At 66.1% G+C, this 16,477-nt stretch carries 14 protein-coding genes; 2 read left to right on the top strand and 12 right to left on the bottom strand.

What is annotated here, in order from left to right; genetic code table 11:
- Nucleotides 1-196: 196 nt before the first annotated feature.
- From malG to malE, 3 genes are read right to left on the bottom strand one after another with little or no spacing between them, the layout of a single operon-like run.
- Nucleotides 197-1,087, bottom strand: a complete 891-nt coding sequence (malG, locus tag ACWKV7_RS13830; protein ID WP_483858263.1) for a maltose ABC transporter permease MalG — start codon at nucleotides 1,085-1,087, stop codon at nucleotides 197-199.
- Between the two features lie 12 nt (nucleotides 1,088-1,099).
- Nucleotides 1,100-2,662: a maltose ABC transporter permease MalF gene (gene malF / locus ACWKV7_RS13825; protein ID WP_483858262.1), complete on the bottom strand. Its 1,563-nt coding sequence runs from the start codon at nucleotides 2,660-2,662 to the stop codon at nucleotides 1,100-1,102.
- Nucleotides 2,663-2,718: 56 nt separating this feature from the next.
- A complete protein-coding gene (malE, locus tag ACWKV7_RS13820; protein WP_483858261.1) occupies nucleotides 2,719-3,903 on the bottom strand; it encodes a maltose/maltodextrin ABC transporter substrate-binding protein MalE in 1,185 nt (394 codons plus the stop codon).
- A gap of 245 nt (nucleotides 3,904-4,148) precedes the next feature.
- On the opposite strand from malE, the gene ACWKV7_RS13815 reads away from it, so the two are divergent.
- Nucleotides 4,149-6,209, top strand: a complete 2,061-nt coding sequence (locus ACWKV7_RS13815) for an alpha-amylase (RefSeq protein ID WP_483858260.1) — start codon at nucleotides 4,149-4,151, stop codon at nucleotides 6,207-6,209.
- 350 nt (nucleotides 6,210-6,559) lie between these two features.
- Nucleotides 6,560-7,633: a protein kinase family protein gene (locus ACWKV7_RS13810; protein WP_483858259.1), complete on the top strand. Its 1,074-nt coding sequence runs from the start codon at nucleotides 6,560-6,562 to the stop codon at nucleotides 7,631-7,633.
- A 182-nt stretch (nucleotides 7,634-7,815) separates the two neighbouring features.
- On the opposite strand, the gene ACWKV7_RS13805 is transcribed toward ACWKV7_RS13810, so the two are convergent.
- The 9 genes from ACWKV7_RS13805 to ACWKV7_RS13765 all read right to left on the bottom strand — a co-directional run bounded on the left by ACWKV7_RS13805 (nucleotide 7,816) and on the right by ACWKV7_RS13765 (nucleotide 15,896).
- A complete protein-coding gene (locus ACWKV7_RS13805) occupies nucleotides 7,816-8,145 on the bottom strand; it encodes a Na+/H+ antiporter subunit G (RefSeq protein ID WP_483858258.1) in 330 nt (109 codons plus the stop codon).
- Nucleotides 8,146-8,155: 10 nt separating this feature from the next.
- On the bottom strand, nucleotides 8,156-8,425 hold the full coding sequence (locus tag ACWKV7_RS13800; RefSeq protein WP_483858257.1) for a K+/H+ antiporter subunit F: 270 nt from the start codon (nucleotides 8,423-8,425) through the stop codon (nucleotides 8,156-8,158).
- Nucleotides 8,410-8,913 (bottom strand): Na+/H+ antiporter subunit E, encoded by a 504-nt coding sequence (locus ACWKV7_RS13795; RefSeq protein ID WP_483858256.1) that lies wholly within the window; start codon nucleotides 8,911-8,913, stop codon nucleotides 8,410-8,412. The genes ACWKV7_RS13800 and ACWKV7_RS13795 overlap by 16 nt, the downstream gene beginning before the upstream one ends.
- Complete coding sequence (locus ACWKV7_RS13790) at nucleotides 8,910-10,415, bottom strand: monovalent cation/H+ antiporter subunit D (protein WP_483858255.1); 1,506 nt, start codon at nucleotides 10,413-10,415, stop codon at nucleotides 8,910-8,912. Before ACWKV7_RS13790 ends, ACWKV7_RS13795 begins: the two co-directional genes overlap by 4 nt.
- A complete protein-coding gene (locus ACWKV7_RS13785) occupies nucleotides 10,412-10,738 on the bottom strand; it encodes a Na+/H+ antiporter subunit C (protein ID WP_483858254.1) in 327 nt (108 codons plus the stop codon). The genes ACWKV7_RS13790 and ACWKV7_RS13785 overlap by 4 nt, the downstream gene beginning before the upstream one ends.
- Nucleotides 10,738-13,530, bottom strand: coding sequence for a monovalent cation/H+ antiporter subunit A (locus ACWKV7_RS13780; protein WP_483858253.1), 2,793 nt, complete (start codon nucleotides 13,528-13,530; stop codon nucleotides 10,738-10,740). Before ACWKV7_RS13780 ends, ACWKV7_RS13785 begins: the two co-directional genes overlap by 1 nt.
- A gap of 358 nt (nucleotides 13,531-13,888) precedes the next feature.
- Nucleotides 13,889-14,350 carry an outer membrane lipoprotein gene (locus ACWKV7_RS13775; protein ID WP_483858252.1) on the bottom strand — a complete coding sequence of 154 codons (462 nt, stop codon included), beginning with the start codon at nucleotides 14,348-14,350 and terminating at the stop codon, nucleotides 13,889-13,891.
- A gap of 219 nt (nucleotides 14,351-14,569) precedes the next feature.
- Nucleotides 14,570-15,217, bottom strand: a complete 648-nt coding sequence (gene pdxH, locus ACWKV7_RS13770) for a pyridoxamine 5'-phosphate oxidase (protein ID WP_483858251.1) — start codon at nucleotides 15,215-15,217, stop codon at nucleotides 14,570-14,572.
- An 85-nt stretch (nucleotides 15,218-15,302) separates the two neighbouring features.
- Nucleotides 15,303-15,896, bottom strand: a complete 594-nt coding sequence (locus ACWKV7_RS13765) for an OmpA family protein (RefSeq protein WP_483858250.1) — start codon at nucleotides 15,894-15,896, stop codon at nucleotides 15,303-15,305.
- Nucleotides 15,897-16,477 lie beyond the last annotated feature (581 nt).

The following is a 16,477-nucleotide window of genomic DNA, read 5'->3' as shown; positions in this document are numbered from 1 at the left end:
GCATGGTTTCATGGCGTGTGCAACCCGCCGCCTTACTGTATGGGCGAACTCATTCGCCCAACGAAGCCGAGTCAGGCGAATAAATGCGCCCCTACAGCCAAGCGACTCACTCCGCCACGGCAGTGGGATTCAACCGCCCTATACGCCGGCGAATCCCCAAGGGCGGGTGCAACCCGCCGTTTGCTCCACTCACTGCTCAACCCTTCACCCCGCCGGCGGTCAGGCCGCCGACGATCCACTTCTGGCAATAGAGGAACACCGCGGTGATCGGCAGCCCGGAGAGCACCGCCGCCGCGGCGAAGTCGCCCCACAGGTAGTTCTGCTCGTAGAGGTACTGCTGGGCGCCCACCGCCAGGGTCAGCTTGTCCAGGTCCATCAGCAGCACCGAGGCCATCGGGTACTCGGTGATGCTGGTGATGAAGGCGAGGATGAACACCACGGCGAGGATCGGCACGCTCATCGGCAGCAGGATGTGCAGGAACGCCTGCCAGGTGGTGGCACCGTCGACGATGGCGGCCTCTTCCAGCGAGGCGTCGATGCTCTCGAAGTAGCCCTTGATGGTCCAGATGTGCAGCGCCATGCCGCCGAGGGAAGCGACGATCACCGCCCCGTGGCTGTTGACGCCGAGCCAGCTGACGTATTGGCCGAGCTGGTCGAACAGTGCATAGATGGCCACCAGCGACAGCACCGGCGGGAACATCTGGAAGATCAGCATGCCCTTGAGGATCGGCCCCTTGCCGAGGAAGCGCATGCGCGCGAAGGCGTAGGCGCTGGTGGTCGACAGCATCAGGATCAACAGCGAGCTGATCACAGCGATCTTCATCGAGTTCCACAGCCAGGTGAGCACCGGGAACGGCGGCTGCACCACGCTGCCATCGGCCTGGGTATAGGGAATGCCCAGGGCCAGCGACCAATGCTCCAGGGTCGGGTTGTCCGGTAGCAAGCTGCCGGTGGCGAAGTTGCCCTCGCGAAAGGAGATCGACACCACCATCAGCAGCGGGAAGACGATCAGCGCGATGAAGCCGAGCAGCCCCAGGTGGGTGAGCCAGACGCGATACTTGACGGATTTGCGTTGCACCATAGCCATCTTGGTATCTCCTCAGACCTTGACCTTCGACAGCTTCAGGTTCAGCCAGGCCATGGCACCCACCAGCAGGAAAATCAGCGTGGCGATGGCGGCGGCAAGGGCGAAGTTCTGCCCGGAGTCCTGGAAGGCGATGCGGTAGGTGTAGCTGACCAGCAGGTCGGTGGTACCCGCCGGCGTGGTCGCGCCGATGATGTCCGGAGCACCGCTGGTAAGCAGGGTGATCAACACGAAGTTGTTGAAGTTAAAGGCGAAGCTGGCGATCAACAGCGGCGCCAGCGGCTTGATCAGCAGCGGCAGGGTGATCTTCAGCAGGTTGTCCAGCGGCGTCGCGCCATCCATCGCCGAGGCCTCGTAGAGGTCCCTAGGGATGGCCTGCAGCAGGCCCATGCACAACAGCAGCATGTACGGGTAACCGAGCCAGGTATTGACGATCAGCAGCATGCCGCGGGCCAGGGTCGGATCGCTGAACCAGTCCGGCCGCACGCCGAACAGGCCGCCTAACAGCAGGTTGATCTCGCCGAAGTTCTGGTTGAACAGGCCCTTGAACACCAGGATGGAAATGAACGCCGGCACCGCATAGGGCAGGATCAGCAGCATGCGGTACACCGCCTTGCCACGGATCAGCTCCCACTGCAGCAGGCTGGCCAATACCAGGCCGACGGCCAGGGTGAAGAGCACGGTGAGCCCGGCGAAGGCCACTGTCCAGACGAAGATCTGCAGGAACGGCTCGCGAATGCTCGGGTCGGTGAGCACCTTGGCGAAGTTGCTCCAGCCGGCGTAGACGGTGAAGCCAGGGGCCACCTTGTTGCCCTGCGGGTCGACGTAGAAACCGATTTCGTGATTGGCCACCAGCACCTCGCCGCTGCGGGTGTTTTGCAGGTTGCCATTGTCCAGCAGGCGGTACAGCGGCTTGACCGCCGCCACCTCGCGCAGCCCGTAGAGGCGCAGCAGCTCGCCCTCGCGGTCGCGCAGCGTCCACTGCTCCAGTTCGGCGCGGCGCTTGATCACCTCGCGCAACGGCAGCGCCTCGCTCAGCTCCACCGCTTCCCGTGGTTGCAGGGCCAGCGGTTCGCTGGCCGCCGGTTCGCCGGCAAGCGGCGCGGAGACGAAAGTGCCCTGTTCGCCCTTGTTCACCTTCAGGCGCAGGCCCTCGGCACTCTCATGCAGGCTGAACGGATAGCGCTCGCCGCTGACGTAGGTCTGCTGCAGGTGATAGCGCTGCACCTGCTCCAGGCTCAGCAGGTTGGTGCCGCTGTAGTTGGTGAAACCGATGCCCACCGTGTACAGCAGCGGAAAGATGACGAAGGTCAGCATGCCGGCCACGGCCGGGTAGATATAGCGGTGCGCGTAGGCCCTGCGGCTGATAAATACATAGCTCGCAAGGCCGGTCACCACCAGCCCGAGCAGGGCGAAGGCGATCTGCTTCTGCGCGTACAGCGCCAGCACCAGGTACAGCGCCAGGGCGTTGCACAGCCCCCAGACCGACCAGCGCACGAGGTTGCGCAACAAGGGGAACGACGGAGAGTTGAGCATGGTGGGGCTGGGCAGCTCGGCTGGCGCATTCACGGCGGACATCTTGGTTATAGCCTCAAGGCGCGCCGCCGGCGGCGAATGCTACCGGCGGCGGGGGTTCACTTGGCGATACGCTTGGCGGCGTCGTCGAGAGCGGCGTCGACCGTCTGGCGTCCGGAGGTGATGTTGGTCAGCGCGGGCCCCATGGCCGACCAGAAGGCGCCCATTTCCGGCACATTGGGCATCGGCCGGCCAAGCTGGGCGTTCTCGAAAGTAGCCTTGATATAGGGATCGCTGGCCAGTTCGGCCATATAGGCCTTGTTCGCCACCGCACCGAGCGGCACGTCGGCATTGACGGTCTTCAACCCATCGATCTGCAGCAGGTAGTTTTCCAGGAACTCCACCGCCAGCGCCTGGTTCGGGCTGGCGGCATTGAGGGTGGCAGCCATCACCCCGGTGAACGGTCGGCTGACCGCATCGCCCACCGCCGGAATCGGTGCCACGCCGAAGTCGATGCCGCTCTTCTGGATGTTCGACCAGGCCCAGGGGCCGCTGATCATCATCGCCGCCTCGCCCTTGTTGAAGGCCGCCTCGGTAACGCTGTAGTCGGCGCCCTTGGGCATCACGCCCTGGTCGATCAGCGCCTTGAGCACCGCGGCACCCTGCTTGGCGCCGGGCGTGTTCACGCCGGTCTGCTTGACGTCGTAACCCTTGTCGCCCTGGCCGAATACGTAGCCGCCGTTGGCCGCCAGCAGCGGCCAGGTGAAGTAGGTGTTGTTGTAGTCCCAGAGGATCGCGCGCTTGCCGTCTTTGGCCAGCTTGTCGTTGAGGGCGAAGACGTCGTCGAAGGTCGACGGCGGGGTCGGCACCAAGGCCTTGTTGTAGATCAGGCCGACGGCTTCCACAGCGATCGGATAGCCCCACAGCTTGCCGTCGTAGGTCACCGCCTCCCAGGCGAAGTCGGCGATGGCCTCCTTGCTCTTGGCGCTCGGGTCGATCGGCGAGATCAGCCCGCTCTGCGCCCACTCGCCAAAGCGGTCATGGGCCCAGATGAACACGTCCGGCCCGTTGCCGGTGGCAGCGGCCTGCTGGAACTTGTCGGTGGCGCTGTCCGGGTGGGCCACTTCCACCGGGATGCCGGTGTCGGCGGTGAACTTCCTGCCGACTTCGGCCAGGCCCTTATAGCCCTTGTCGCCGTTGATCCAGATGACCAGCTTGCCTTCTTCGATGGCGGCCAGGGCCGACAGCGGCTGGCTCAAGGCGGCCAGGCCCAGGGCGACTGCGCCCCACAGCTTCTTGTTCATTCGTCTTGTCCTCGTGGCTTCTTATTGTTGATCCACAGCGTGCCGCGTGCCGGTGCCGCAGCCCAGGCATGTTCATCCAGGCCACGCGGCCCCCGCATCCTCCTCGCCACAACGGGATGGGGCGTAGAACCGGGGCGTAGTCTGCCAGCCGGCTGGCCGGAAAAGCCAATCTGCGCCCCCTTCTCCGCCTGCCGCGCTGCGGGCGATCCCGCTTTAATGCAGCGACACCGAACTGGGAGACCTCCATGCGACCTCTTGATCGGCGCCTCGTTGCGCTCTGCCTCGCGCTGCTCGTCGGCAGCGCCACGGGCGAACCCCGTTTGCAGGCCTGGCTGGACGACCAGGCCGTGCCACTGCACTGGCAGAGCCTCGGCGACGAACGCTTCGCCGCCGAACTGATCCTGCCGCGCGGGCAACTGCTGCTGGGAAACGAACCAGGCGAGGCCAAGCCGCTGGCACTCTATCGCCGCCATGCCTGGCGGGACGACGACCGTTTCCGCCTGGAACTGGCCGAAGCCGGCCGCTATCGCCTGCTGGCAGACCTTGGCGACAAGCCGGGCCTGCGCCTGCTGCCGCAGCGGGACATCCACGCCGGCCCGCAGGCCGTCCGTTGCAAACCCTGGGATGGCGAGCCGCTGAACGTGGCAGTGGGCGATGTGTTCAGCGAAGGCCAGTTGTTGCGCGATGCCTACAGCGGCCAACAGGCGCGAGTGAAGAACGGTCGCATCCACCTGACCCCGGCGCCGGCCAGCGACGGCCTGTTGTTGCTGGAGGCGGCCGAGGCGACGGCTTCCCAGGAGCGGGATTGGCGCACCGCCAGCGTCTACTTCGTGCTCACCGACCGCTTCCACAATGGCGACCCGAACAACGACCGTGCCTACGGCCGCCAGCCGGATGGTGACCAGGAGATCGGCACTTTCCACGGCGGCGATCTCAAGGGCCTGACCGCCAAGCTCGACTACCTGGCCGGCCTGGGCATCAGCGCGCTGTGGATCAGCGCGCCCTACGAGCAGATCCACGGCTGGGTCGGCGGCGGCGACAAAGGCGACTTCCGCCACTACGCCTACCACGGCTACTACGCGCTGGACTTCACCCAACTGGACGCCAACCTGGGCAGCGAGGACGACCTGCGAGAGCTGATCCGCCAGGCCCACGCCCGCGGCATTCGCGTGCTGTTCGACGTAGTGCTCAACCACCCCGGTTACTCCACCCTGGCGGATATGCAGCAGTTCGGCTTCGGCGGGCTGCGCGACGGCATGGATGAGTACCTGCCGCAGCGCTGGAGCGAGTGGCAACCGGAGGATTACGAGAACCTGCACGCCTACCACAACCTGATCGACTACCAGCACCCCGGCTGGGCCGCCTGGTGGGGCAAGGACTGGGTGCGCGCCGGTATCGGCGATTACGACGTGCCACCCAGCGCGCTGATCGATCCGCTCAAGGGTTCGCTGGCGTTCCTGCCTGACTTCAAGACCGACAGCGACCAGCCGGTCGGATTGCCGGCGTTTCTCCAGCACAAGCAGCCGACCCATGCCGTACCACGGGACGGCTACCGGGTGCGCGACTATCTGGTGGAATGGCTGACCCGGTGGGTGCGCGAGTTCGGTGTCGACGGCTTTCGCGCCGATACCGTCAAGCATGTCGAGCCGAGCACCTGGGCGCAGCTGCGCCGTGACGCCGACCAGGCTCGGGCGCAGTGGTCGTCCGCCAACCCGGACGATCCCTTCAGCGGCAGCCCGTTCTGGATGGTCGGCGAAGTCTTCGGCCATGGTCCGCAGACCAGCCTTTACCAGGACAATGGCTTCGACGCGCTGATCAATTTCGACTTCCAGAGCGAGATCGCCGGAGCAGGCAGCGACTGCCTGGCTCGCGCCGAAGATGGCTATCGCCACTACGCCGAGCTGCTGGCCAAGCACGCGGGACACAACTTCATGAGCTACGCCTCGTCCCACGACACCTCGCTGTTCTTCGCCCAGCACGGCAACGACCTCGGTCGCCAGCGGGGCCTGGCCAACGCCCTGCTGCTCGCCCCCGGCGCGGTGCAGATCTACTACGGCGACGAAAGCGCCCGCCCACTCGGGCCCAGTGGTTCCGACCCGTTCCAGGGCACTCGCTCGGACATGAACTGGAGCGAGCACGACAAACCGCAGATCGCCGCGCTGATCGAGCACTGGCGCCGCCTCGGCCAGTTCCGCGCGCGCCATCCGGCCGTCGGCGCCGGCACCCATCGGCGCCTGTCCACCCAGCCCTACGCCTTCGCCCGCGTGCGTGGCGAGGACAAAATCATCGTGGTGCAGGGACGATGATTGAACTCACGCCTCGTCATAGCAGCGCAGGTGGGTATCCAGAGAGCGGCAACGCAGGAACCTCCCGCGCCGCCCAGCCTGGGTCCCGGCCTTCGCCGGGACGACGGTCCGAGTGGGGACACCTCCGTTTACCCGGTCATACTGGCGCGGGCCGGTATCCAGAGATACCGACAACGCAGGAACCTCCCGCACCGCCCAGCCTGGGTCCCGGCCTTCGCCGGGACGACGCTCCGAGTGGGGACACCTCCGTTTACCCCGTCATACCGGCGCAGACCGGTATCCAGCGGCAGGCCGCTCGGAAACCCAATGCTTCATTCGCCCGCCCCGTCATTCACGATCAGGAGCTTTCCATGACCCCGGAAGAACGACGCCACCTCATGCAACTGGCCATCGTCAGCAGCGGCGCCGAGATGCAGGTTGGCAAGATCGAAGACAGCCCGCTGCCGCTCCAGCAGTTGCTCGCCACCGCGCCAGGCCAGGCCCATGTGCGCCAGGTGATCGACAACGGCCTGACCGCCACGGTCTACCGCATCGCCGCCGAGGGCCGGCAGTGGACCCTCAAGCGCGCCCGCGAGCAATGCAAGGTACAGAACATCGACGGCAAGACCTCGTTCCTCAACGAAGTGCAGCGCCGCGCCGACCTGCAGAAACTCAAGGCTGACCCGCAGTGGTGCGAGGCCCTGGCGGGCATCGTCGATACCCGGTACGCCAGCTACCGCAACGGCGTGATCCTCTCGCCCTGGATCGCCGGTACCACAGTGCAGGAGTGGAACGAGCGGCAGCTACTGGAGCTGTTCGAACTGCTCGGCGCGCTGCTGGAAAACGGCCTGTTCGACTGGGACCTATGCACCGGCAACATCCTCGACGACGGCCATATCCGCCTGTTCGACTTCGGCTACATGTACCGCTTCAATCCGCTGCAAAGCTTCAACAGCAACGGCCGGCTGACCCCGCAACACCATGGCGCCGAGCGCTTCGAAACGCGCTGCTACTACGCCCACCTGTTGCACCTGGAAAAGCAGCAGGGCCAAGCCGCCGCCCTCGCCGCGCTGGAGCGGGAAAAGCGCATCGCATTGCAGATGTACCAGCGCCTGCGCCACGCTCTGGACAAGCGCGGCGCGAGCGCGGAGGTGCTGGACTGGCTGAACGGCATCATCGGCGAATGGCGCCAGGCCCTGCGCGGCGGACTGGAGGGCCTCTACCTGCGCGAAGCCTGGCGCTCGCACTGGAGCGATCTGGACGACGACCTGCGCGGACAGACCTGCACTCCCATGACCCTGGCGCGCATCGACTGGCTCAACACCAGCCTGAACGAACACAGCCAGAACCTCGGCCGGCTAGGCGTGCTCGAGCGGCACACCGCCGAACGCCTGCACGAAGAACTTCGCCAGGCCCGCGAGCAGGCGCAGTGCTGGCAGGTGTAAGACAAGCGCCGGGCCGGTAGGTTGGGTTGAGCTAGCGATGCACCGCTGCTGGGCTTCGCCGCTTAGATTCTCAACCCATCCAGGTGCACCCTGCCTCATCCCGCGGGTTGCGGTTGAACGCAGCGAAGCCCAACGCGGCGGAGTTTCGCCAGGTCATGCCCTACCCGAAAAAGCGCGCTCGGCTACTGATCCCAGGGCTTGCCGCGGGTCTGCTCGTCGAGCCGTACCTTCTGCTGCAAGGCGGCCTTGGCCAGCATGTGGGCGCTGACCGGCGCGGTGATGAACAGGAACAGGGTGATCAGCAGCTCGTGCAGGCTGACGCCTTCCCGGTAGCCGAAGTAGATCAGCGAGGCGATGACCATGCCGCCCACCCCGAGGGTGGTGGATTTGGTCGGGCCGTGCAGGCGCATGAAGAAGTCCGGCAGGCGGTACAGGCCGATGGCGCCGACCAGGGCGAACAGACTGCCGATCAATAGGAACAGCGCCACCAGGGTTTCGATGAACAGGTTCACAGGCAGGCCCTCATTCGATGATGTCGCCACGCAGCAGGTACTTGGCCACAGCCACGGTGCCGACGAAGCCCATCACCGCGATCAGCAGCGCCGCCTCGAAATACAGGTTAGAGCCCAGCCAGATACCGAACAGCACCAGCAAGGCGATGGCGTTGATATACAGGGTATCCAGGGCGAGGATTCGGTCCGGCAGGTCCGGGCCCTTGATCAGGCGGGCCAGGGTCAGCGCGAAGGCCAGGCTCATGATCGCCAGGCACAGGGGGATCACGTAGGCGAGCATGCGAACACCTCCAGCAGCGGCGCTTCGTAACGGGTCTTGATGCTGTGGATCAGCTCGGCCTCGTCGGCCACGTCGAGGGCGTGCACCAGCAGGCTGCGGCGATCGTCGCTGAGGTCGGCGGACACCGTGCCTGGCGTCAGCGAGACGACGCTGGCGAGCATGGTCAGCGCCAACTCGTCCTGCAGCACCAGGGGAATCTCGACGAAGGCCGGGCGCAGCTTGCCGACCGGGCCGAGGATCAGCTTGGCGACCTGCAGGTTGGCCACGAGGATATCCAGCAGCACGCGCAGGAAGAACAGGCACAGCTTGCCCGGATACAGCACCCGTGGCGGATGGATCCAGAACACCTGGGTCAGCAGCGGAATCAACCAGCCAAGCACCGCGCCCAACAGCCAGTGGCCGAGGCTCAGGCTGTTGACCAGCAACAGCCAGACCAGCAGCAGGCACAGGCTGAGCAGCGGGTGGGGCAACCAGCGGCGAGCCCTCATAAACCACCTCCGCTGTGCTCGATGAGCTGCCAATACAGATCGAGGGAGTTGAGCTGCGCGACGGTCGCATCCAGGTACACCAGCATCGGCTGAGCCAGCGCCACCAGCAGGGGACCAAGCAGCAGCAGGCCGGCACAAGCGCTCATGCGCACCGCGTCGCGCTCGGCACTGCCGAGCACGCTGATACCGGTGCGCCAGAACAGCGTGCTGCCGGCCCGGCTCAAGGCCACCAGCGTCGCCAGGCCGCCGAGCAGCACCACCGGCCAGAGGAACAGCGCCTGGCTGCCCTCCGCCGCGCGCAGCAGCAGCAATTTACCGAAGAAGCCGGAAAGCGGCGGCAACCCGGTCACCGCGATGGCGCCTATGAAGAACAGCCCGCCCAGCAGGTGCGGCTGCAGCAACGCCGGGCCCTGCACCAGCTCGCCGCCCTTGACCCCGCGCTGGCGGGTAATCATGTCGGCGAGCAGGAACATCGCCCCCATCGCCCAGGTGCTGTGCGGCAGGTAGAAGAGCACGGCGGTCAGCGCCTCGGCCGACCCCATGGCGATCCCGGCGAGCAGGGTGCCCATCGACAGCACTGCCAGGTAGGCCAGCAAGCCCTGCAGGCGGGTCGCCGCCAGGGCGCCGATCGCGCCCAGCGCCAGGGTCAGCAGGGCCAGCGGCCACAGCCACTCCTCCGCCAGGCCGGCCAGGTCGCCGGCGCGCTCGCCGAAGATCAGCACATAGACCCGCAGAATCGAGTAGGCACCGACCTTGGTCATGATCGCGAACAGCGCCGCCACCGGTGCGCTGGCGGCGGCATACGCCTTGGGCAGCCAGAAATACAACGGCAGGATCGCCGCCTTGAGGCCGAATACCACCAGCAGCAGCAAGCCGGCCGCGCCCAGCAACGGCGCCTGGTTGCCGTCCGCGGCGGCGACCCGGATCGACAGGTCGGCCATGTTCAGGGTGCCGGTAATGCCATACAGCACACCGACGGCGATCAGGAAGAACGCCGAGCCCACCAGGTTGAGCACCACGTAGTGCAGGCCGGCGCGCACCCGCTCCGGCCCGCCGCCGTGCAGCAGCAGCGAGTAGGAGGCGATCAGCAGGATTTCGAAGAAGACGAACAGGTTGAACAGGTCGCCGGTGAGAAAAGCACCGTTGATGCCCACCAGCTGGAACTGAAACAGCGCATGGAAATTGCGCCCGCGCTGGTCGTCGCCGCGCACCGCGTAGATCAGCGAGAACAGCGCCAGCAGCGAGGTGACCAGCAGCATCAGGGCGCTCAGCCGGTCGAGCAGCAGCACGATGCCGAACGGCGCGCGCCAGTCGCCCAGGGCGTAGGTGCGGATCGGTCCGGCATCCGCCTGCACCATCAGCCAGCCGCTGATCGGCACCAGGGCCAGGGTGACCAGCAGGGACAACGCGCGCTTGGCCGGCAGGCCCCAGCGCGCGCCCAGCAGCATCAGGCAGCCGGCGAACATCGGCAGCAGGATCGGCAGGATCAAGCCGTGGTTCATCGCGACTCCCCGCCGTCGACGTGATCGGACTTCAGCTCGCCCAGGCTGCGCAGCGCCAGCACCACCAGGAAGGCGGTCATCGCAAAACCGATGACGATGGCGGTCAGCACCAGCGCCTGGGGCAGCGGATCGCCGTACAGTTCGCTCTTGCCGATCACCGCGGCGGCGTTGGTCTGCAGGCGGCCCATGGCGAACAGGAACAGGTTCACCGCATAGGAAATCAGGGTCAGCCCCATCACCACCGGGAAGGTGCGCCCGCGTAGCAACAGGTAGACGCCGCTGGCGGTGAGCACGCCGAGGGCGGCCGCGTATATCGCTTCCATCAGAGTACCTCTTGTCCTTCCTTCTCCTGGGTCAGCTTGCCCAGGTTGGCGAGAATCAGCAGGGTCGCCCCGACCACGGTCAGGTACACGCCCAGATCGAACAGCATGGCCGTGGCCAACTCGAAATCGCCCACCAGCGGCCAATGGAAGTGGCCGAACGCGGAGGTCAGGAACGGGCGGCCGAAGACCCAGCTGCCGAGCCCGGTCAGGCCGGCCAGCAACACGCCGCCACCGGCCATGTAGTGGTAATTGAGCGGCAACCGCGACTGCGTCCACTGCACGCCACTGGCCACGTACTGCAGGATCAGCGCCACCGCGGTGACCAGCCCGGCGATGAAGCCGCCGCCCGGCAGATTGTGCCCGCGCAGGAAGATGAAGACCGAGATCAGCAGTGCCATCGGCAGCAATACGCGGGACAGGGTGGCGAGGATCAGCGGATGGCGGTCCCGCGCCCAGCTGCGCCCCTGCTCGTCCTCGCGCGGCTGGAACAGGCGCAGGCCGTCGAGCATGGCGTAGATGCCGATGCCGGCAATGGCCAGCACGCTGATCTCGCCCAGGGTATCGAAGCCACGGAAGTCCACCAGAATCACGTTGACCACGTTGGCGCCGCCACCGCCGGGCACGCTGTTCTCCAGGAAGAACGCGGAAATGCTGTCGTACGGCCGGGTCAGCACGGCGAATACCAGCAGCGCCACCATCAGCCCGCTGGCCAGGGCCAGGATGAAATCGCGCAGGCCACGCATGCTGCTCGACTCGCCCGGCGTGCGCGAGGGCAGGAAGAACAGCGCCAGCATCAGCAGCACGATGGTCACCACCTCGACCGACAGCTGGGTCAGCGCCAGGTCCGGCGCGGAATAACGGGCGAACACCAGCGCCACCAGCAGGCCGACAACGCTGAGCATCACCAGCGCCACCAGGCGCTGGCGGTGCAGGGCCACCGTGAGCACCGCCGACAGCGCCAGCATGACCAGGCCGAGCGCGGTCACCCCGTCGACCGGCGTCAGCGCCAAGGGACCGCGCAGCAGCGGCAAGTCCGCCAGGCCGAGGGTCACCACCACCAGTGCGGCGCCCAGCAGCAGCGCCACATAGCGTTGCAGGGAACCGTTCTCCAGGCCATGGGTGACGCGCGCACACAGCGCCACCACCAGTTGCACGGCGCGCTCGAACACCAGTTTGGCATCGACTTCCGGCAAGCCGGAATACCAGCGGAACAGCGGCTGGCGGCAGGCATACACCAACACGCCGCCGATCAGCGCGACCACGCTCATGGCCAGCGGCATGTTCAGGCCATGCCAGATCTCCAGGCTGTATTCCGGCAACTCCCCGCCCAGGCTCGCCGAAGCCGCCGTGGCCAGCAGCGGCGCCACCGTGTAGCCCGGCAGCATGCCCACCAGCAGGCAGAGGAACACCAGAATTTCCACCGGCACCTTCATGTAGCGCGGCGGCTCGTGGGGCGGATGCTTGGGCAGGTTGATCGGCTCGCCGTTGAAGAACACGTCATGGATGAAGCGCAGCGAATAGGCCACCGAGAACACCCCGGCCAGGGTCGCGGTCGCCGGGATCACCCAGTTGAAGGCGCCCAGCAATTGCTGGTTGAGAGTCTCGCTGAAGAACATTTCCTTGCTGAGAAAGCCATTGAGCAGCGGCACCCCGGCCATCGCCAGGGACGCCACCATCGCCAGCACCGCAGTATGCGGCATGTACTTCCACAACCCGTTGATGCGCCGCATGTCGCGGCTGCCGGTCTCGTGATCGATGATGCCGGCGGCCATGAACAGCGAGGCCTTGAAGATCGCGTGGTTGATGATATGGAACACCGCCGCCACCGCCGCCACCCGCGTGCCCAGGCCGAACAGCAGGGTAATCAGGCCCAGGTGGCTGATGGTCGAATAGGCCAGCAGGCCCTTCAGGTCGTGCTGGAACAGCGCCATGCAGGCGCCGACCAGCAGCGTCGCCAGTCCCGCCATGCTGACCAGGTAGAACCACCACTCCGATTCGGCCAGTGCAGGATAGAGCCGCGCCAGTAGGAACACCCCGGCCTTGACCATGGTCGCCGAGTGCAGGTAGGCGGACACCGGGGTCGGCGCCGCCATGGCATGGGGCAGCCAGAAATGGAAGGGAAACTGCGCCGACTTGGTGAACGCGCCGAGCAGCACCAGCACCAGTGCCACCGGATACAGGTCATGGGCACGGATCGCGTAGCCGCTGGCCAGCACCCGCGACAGCTCGAAGCTGCCGGCGATGTGGCCGAGCAGCAGCACTCCGGCGAGCAGGGCCAGGCCGCCACCGCCGGTCACCGCCAACGCCATGCGCGCGCCCTTGCGCGCATCCGAGCGCTCGCCCCAGAAGCCGATCAGCAGGAACGACGACAGGCTGGTCAGCTCCCAGAACATCAGCATCAACAGCAGGTTTTCCGACAGCACCACGCCGAGCATGGCGCCCATGAACAACAGCAGGAAGGCGAAGAAACGCCCCATCGGCTCCTTCTTCGCCAGGTAATAGCGTGCGTAGAGCACGATCAGCAGGCCAATGCCGAGGATCAGCAAGGCGAAGAGAAAGCCCAGCCCGTCCAGGCGCAGGCTGAGGTTGAGGCCGAGCTGCGGCAGCCACTCGTAGCGAACGGTCAGCACCTGCCCGGCAAACACCTCCGGCTGGTGCCAGAACAGCAGCGCCAGCCCCGCAACCGGCGCCACCGCCGCGGCCAGGGCGCAGGCGGAACGGCCGAACCGCTGGGCGAGCAGCGGCAGGCAGACGCAGAGAAACGGCAAGGCGACGATAAGCGCAAGCGCCATGAACAACCCCTTATGCAAGCCCGGCAAGCCCCGAACAGCGCCTTGCCAGGCCAGTGGCGCCCCGCCGTGCGAACGGGACGCGGCTCCTTGGTAACCTCTGCTGCGCAACGGCCGGGGGATTCGCACAGCGCGCGCTGCCCGCGCGCCTCACCTAAGCCTTTGTCGCCACAGGATAATTGGAGGCCGATTATCCATAACGGGCAAACCGGCGTCATGGCCGGAAGTATTTCCAAAAGCGTGCGAAAGCTACGGACGGCCACGGCGAACGCGGCTCGGGTAAGACAATGCCGGCCGCTCGGTGTCCCCGGCACTCGCTGAAAAATATAGCCGAAGCGGCGTGCCCGCCCCGGCTGCAGGCTCAATGGGCGACGCGGCTGACCCCATTGACGGTGAGGATGCGCACGCGCTCGCCGACACGGAAGATCTCGTTCGGTTGCACTTCCTGCACATAGGCGCGCAGGGTGCCGTCATCTTCACGCACGGTGATCTCGACGCCCTGGGTGCGGGTGAGTCCCTCCTCTGCGGCAGCGCCCAGCAGGCCGCCGGCGACCGCACCGATCACCGCCGCCACGGCACTGCCACGCCCGCCGCCGACGCCACTGCCGGCCACGCCGCCGACTACTGCGCCGGCACCGGCGCCGATAGGTGTCTTGGTACCTTCGATGCGCACCGGGCGCAGCGAATCGATGGTGCCCATGCGCACGGTTTGCACTCGGCGGGCCTCGTCACGGGAATAGGTATCGCCGGTCAGGCTGGAGGCGCACCCCCCGATCGCCAGCACGGCCATCAGTGCCGTCGTCAGCATTGCGGACTTACGCATAGCAATTCCTCCACTCACGAAATGACGTCCCTTTATACCCCGCACCAGGCCACTGTCACGTGGGCATCCGCTTGGCTAGGGCACCTCTAAAAACTACCTGCGTTGTCATCGCTGCGTTAAAAACAGGCTCAAAATGCTCATTTACAGCGCGTAAACTCCGCTTTTTCGCCTGTTTTTGCCTTGCGCTGACTGCCTCGCCTACGTTTTTAGAGGTGCCCGCTAGGGGGCCAAACGTTCTCGAATCCAGACGCCGTTCACCAAACGATAGTTCAAGCGGTCGTGCAAGCGACTCGGGCGCCCTTGCCAGAACTCGATGCGCTCCGGCAGCAGGCGATAGCCGCCCCAGTGCGCGGGGCAATGCGGGGCCTGGTTGAGAAAACGCTGTTCGGTTTCCGCCAGCAACCGCTCCAGCTCGGCACGCCCCGAGATCACCCTGCTCTGCGGCGAGGCCCAGGCGCCCAGGCGGCTGCCCAGCGGGCGCACCTGGAAGTAGGCATCGGACTCCTCGGGGGACACCCGCTCGACCTTGCCTTCGATGCGCACCTGGCGCTCCAGGCTCGGCCAGAAAAAGGTCATGGCAGCAAACGGACGGGCCTTGAGCTGGTCGCCCTTGGCACTGTCGTAGTTGCTGAAGAAGGTAAATCCGCGGGTATCGAGCCCCTTGAGCAGCAGCACCCGGCAATGCGGACGGCCATCGGCATCGACCGTGGCCAGGGTCATGGTGTTCGGTTCGACCGGCAACTGCTCGGTCTTGACCGCGTCGGCGAACCACTGCTGGAACAGCGCCAGTGGCTCGTCCGGCGCCTGGGACTCGTCGAGGCCATCACGGGTGTAGTCGCGGCGCATATCCGCCAGGGTCTGGGTCATGGTGCATCTCCTGCAAGTCGATGCCCCTTAGCTTACCCAGTCATCCCCTGGCGTGCTTGACCTGCGACAAGGGAAGCGCGACCGCTCAGGAGCCCTTGCTGTCCTCGGCCAGCATGATGGCCCGCGGCATGATCAGCACCTCGACCCGCTGGTTGCGGGCGCGGGCTTCCTGGCTGTCATTGGTCACCCGCGGCTGCGCCGAGCCGATGCCCTTGAGCTGCAGGCGGTCGCGCCCGAGGCCGGACAAGCGGAAGATCGCCGCCACCGAGCGCGCCCGCTCAAGGCTCAGTTGCAAGTTGCGCTGGGCGTCGCCGCTGTCATCGGTGTGCCCGAGGATCATCACGCTGCTCTGCGGGTCCGCCTTGGCCAGTTGCGCGACCCGCGAGAACGGCATCAGCGTGACCGGCAACAGCATCGTCTCGCGGTCCGGATTGAACGAGCTGCTGGCCGGCGCGATCAGCGCCAGGCCGTCCTTGCGCCGCTCCACCTCGAACGCGCTGCCCGCCACCGCTTCGCGCAGCGCCCGCTCGTGCTCGTCGAACCAGGCCTGGTTCAGCTGCGCCGCCTCGGCAGCCACCGGCTTCGCGGCGGCCTGCGGCGGCTCGGCTTCGCGCGTGCCGCAGCCGGAAATGGTCATGCAGACGACCAGGGTGACGATCTTGAACTTGAGCAGCTTCATGAATGGGGCTCCGTGGCAGACAGATTGGAACAGGAACAGGCCGCGCCCCCAGTACTGGCGGCCTGATCTCATGTACAAGCTTAAATTCTGGACACAACCCATTAATTCGCAAAGTTTTCTTTTGCAGAACTGATGAGTGGTCGGGTCTGGCTTGGCAGCCGTCCCGCTCGGGCCGGCAAACATACCCGATGCGCATTTCGCCGTCTGCGGGAACTTATTCACGTTTGCGCAGACTGACTGCTATCCCCAAGTCCCTGGACGTTGCCGGATCACGCGCATCAGGGCCACGGTGGCCGAACAAGAACCAGAAATCGGCTGCCGACGAAACGCTCACAAGGCATTGGTTGCAGGCGGAGAGACCCTCCGCTTTCGCTCAGGAAGGCCCCAATGAGGAACGTTGGACTCCCTAGGCCGCACGCGGAATCCCCCCGTCGGCCACGCTACCCGGCGGTCTGTCGCCAGACAGCGAACGACGCCTGCACCAAGCCTGCCGCACGCAGGCGCCGGACATTCACCTGCACAACTCCCAGTACTCGCCGTGCGCAACGCGCCCCTGGCGCCGCCGGCTCGCTGTCGCCGCG

It is taken from the genome of Zestomonas ipomoeae (assembly GCF_057128665.1).
Note: the sequence above shows the minus strand (reverse complement) of the source record. Positions and strands in the feature narration are given on the sequence as shown.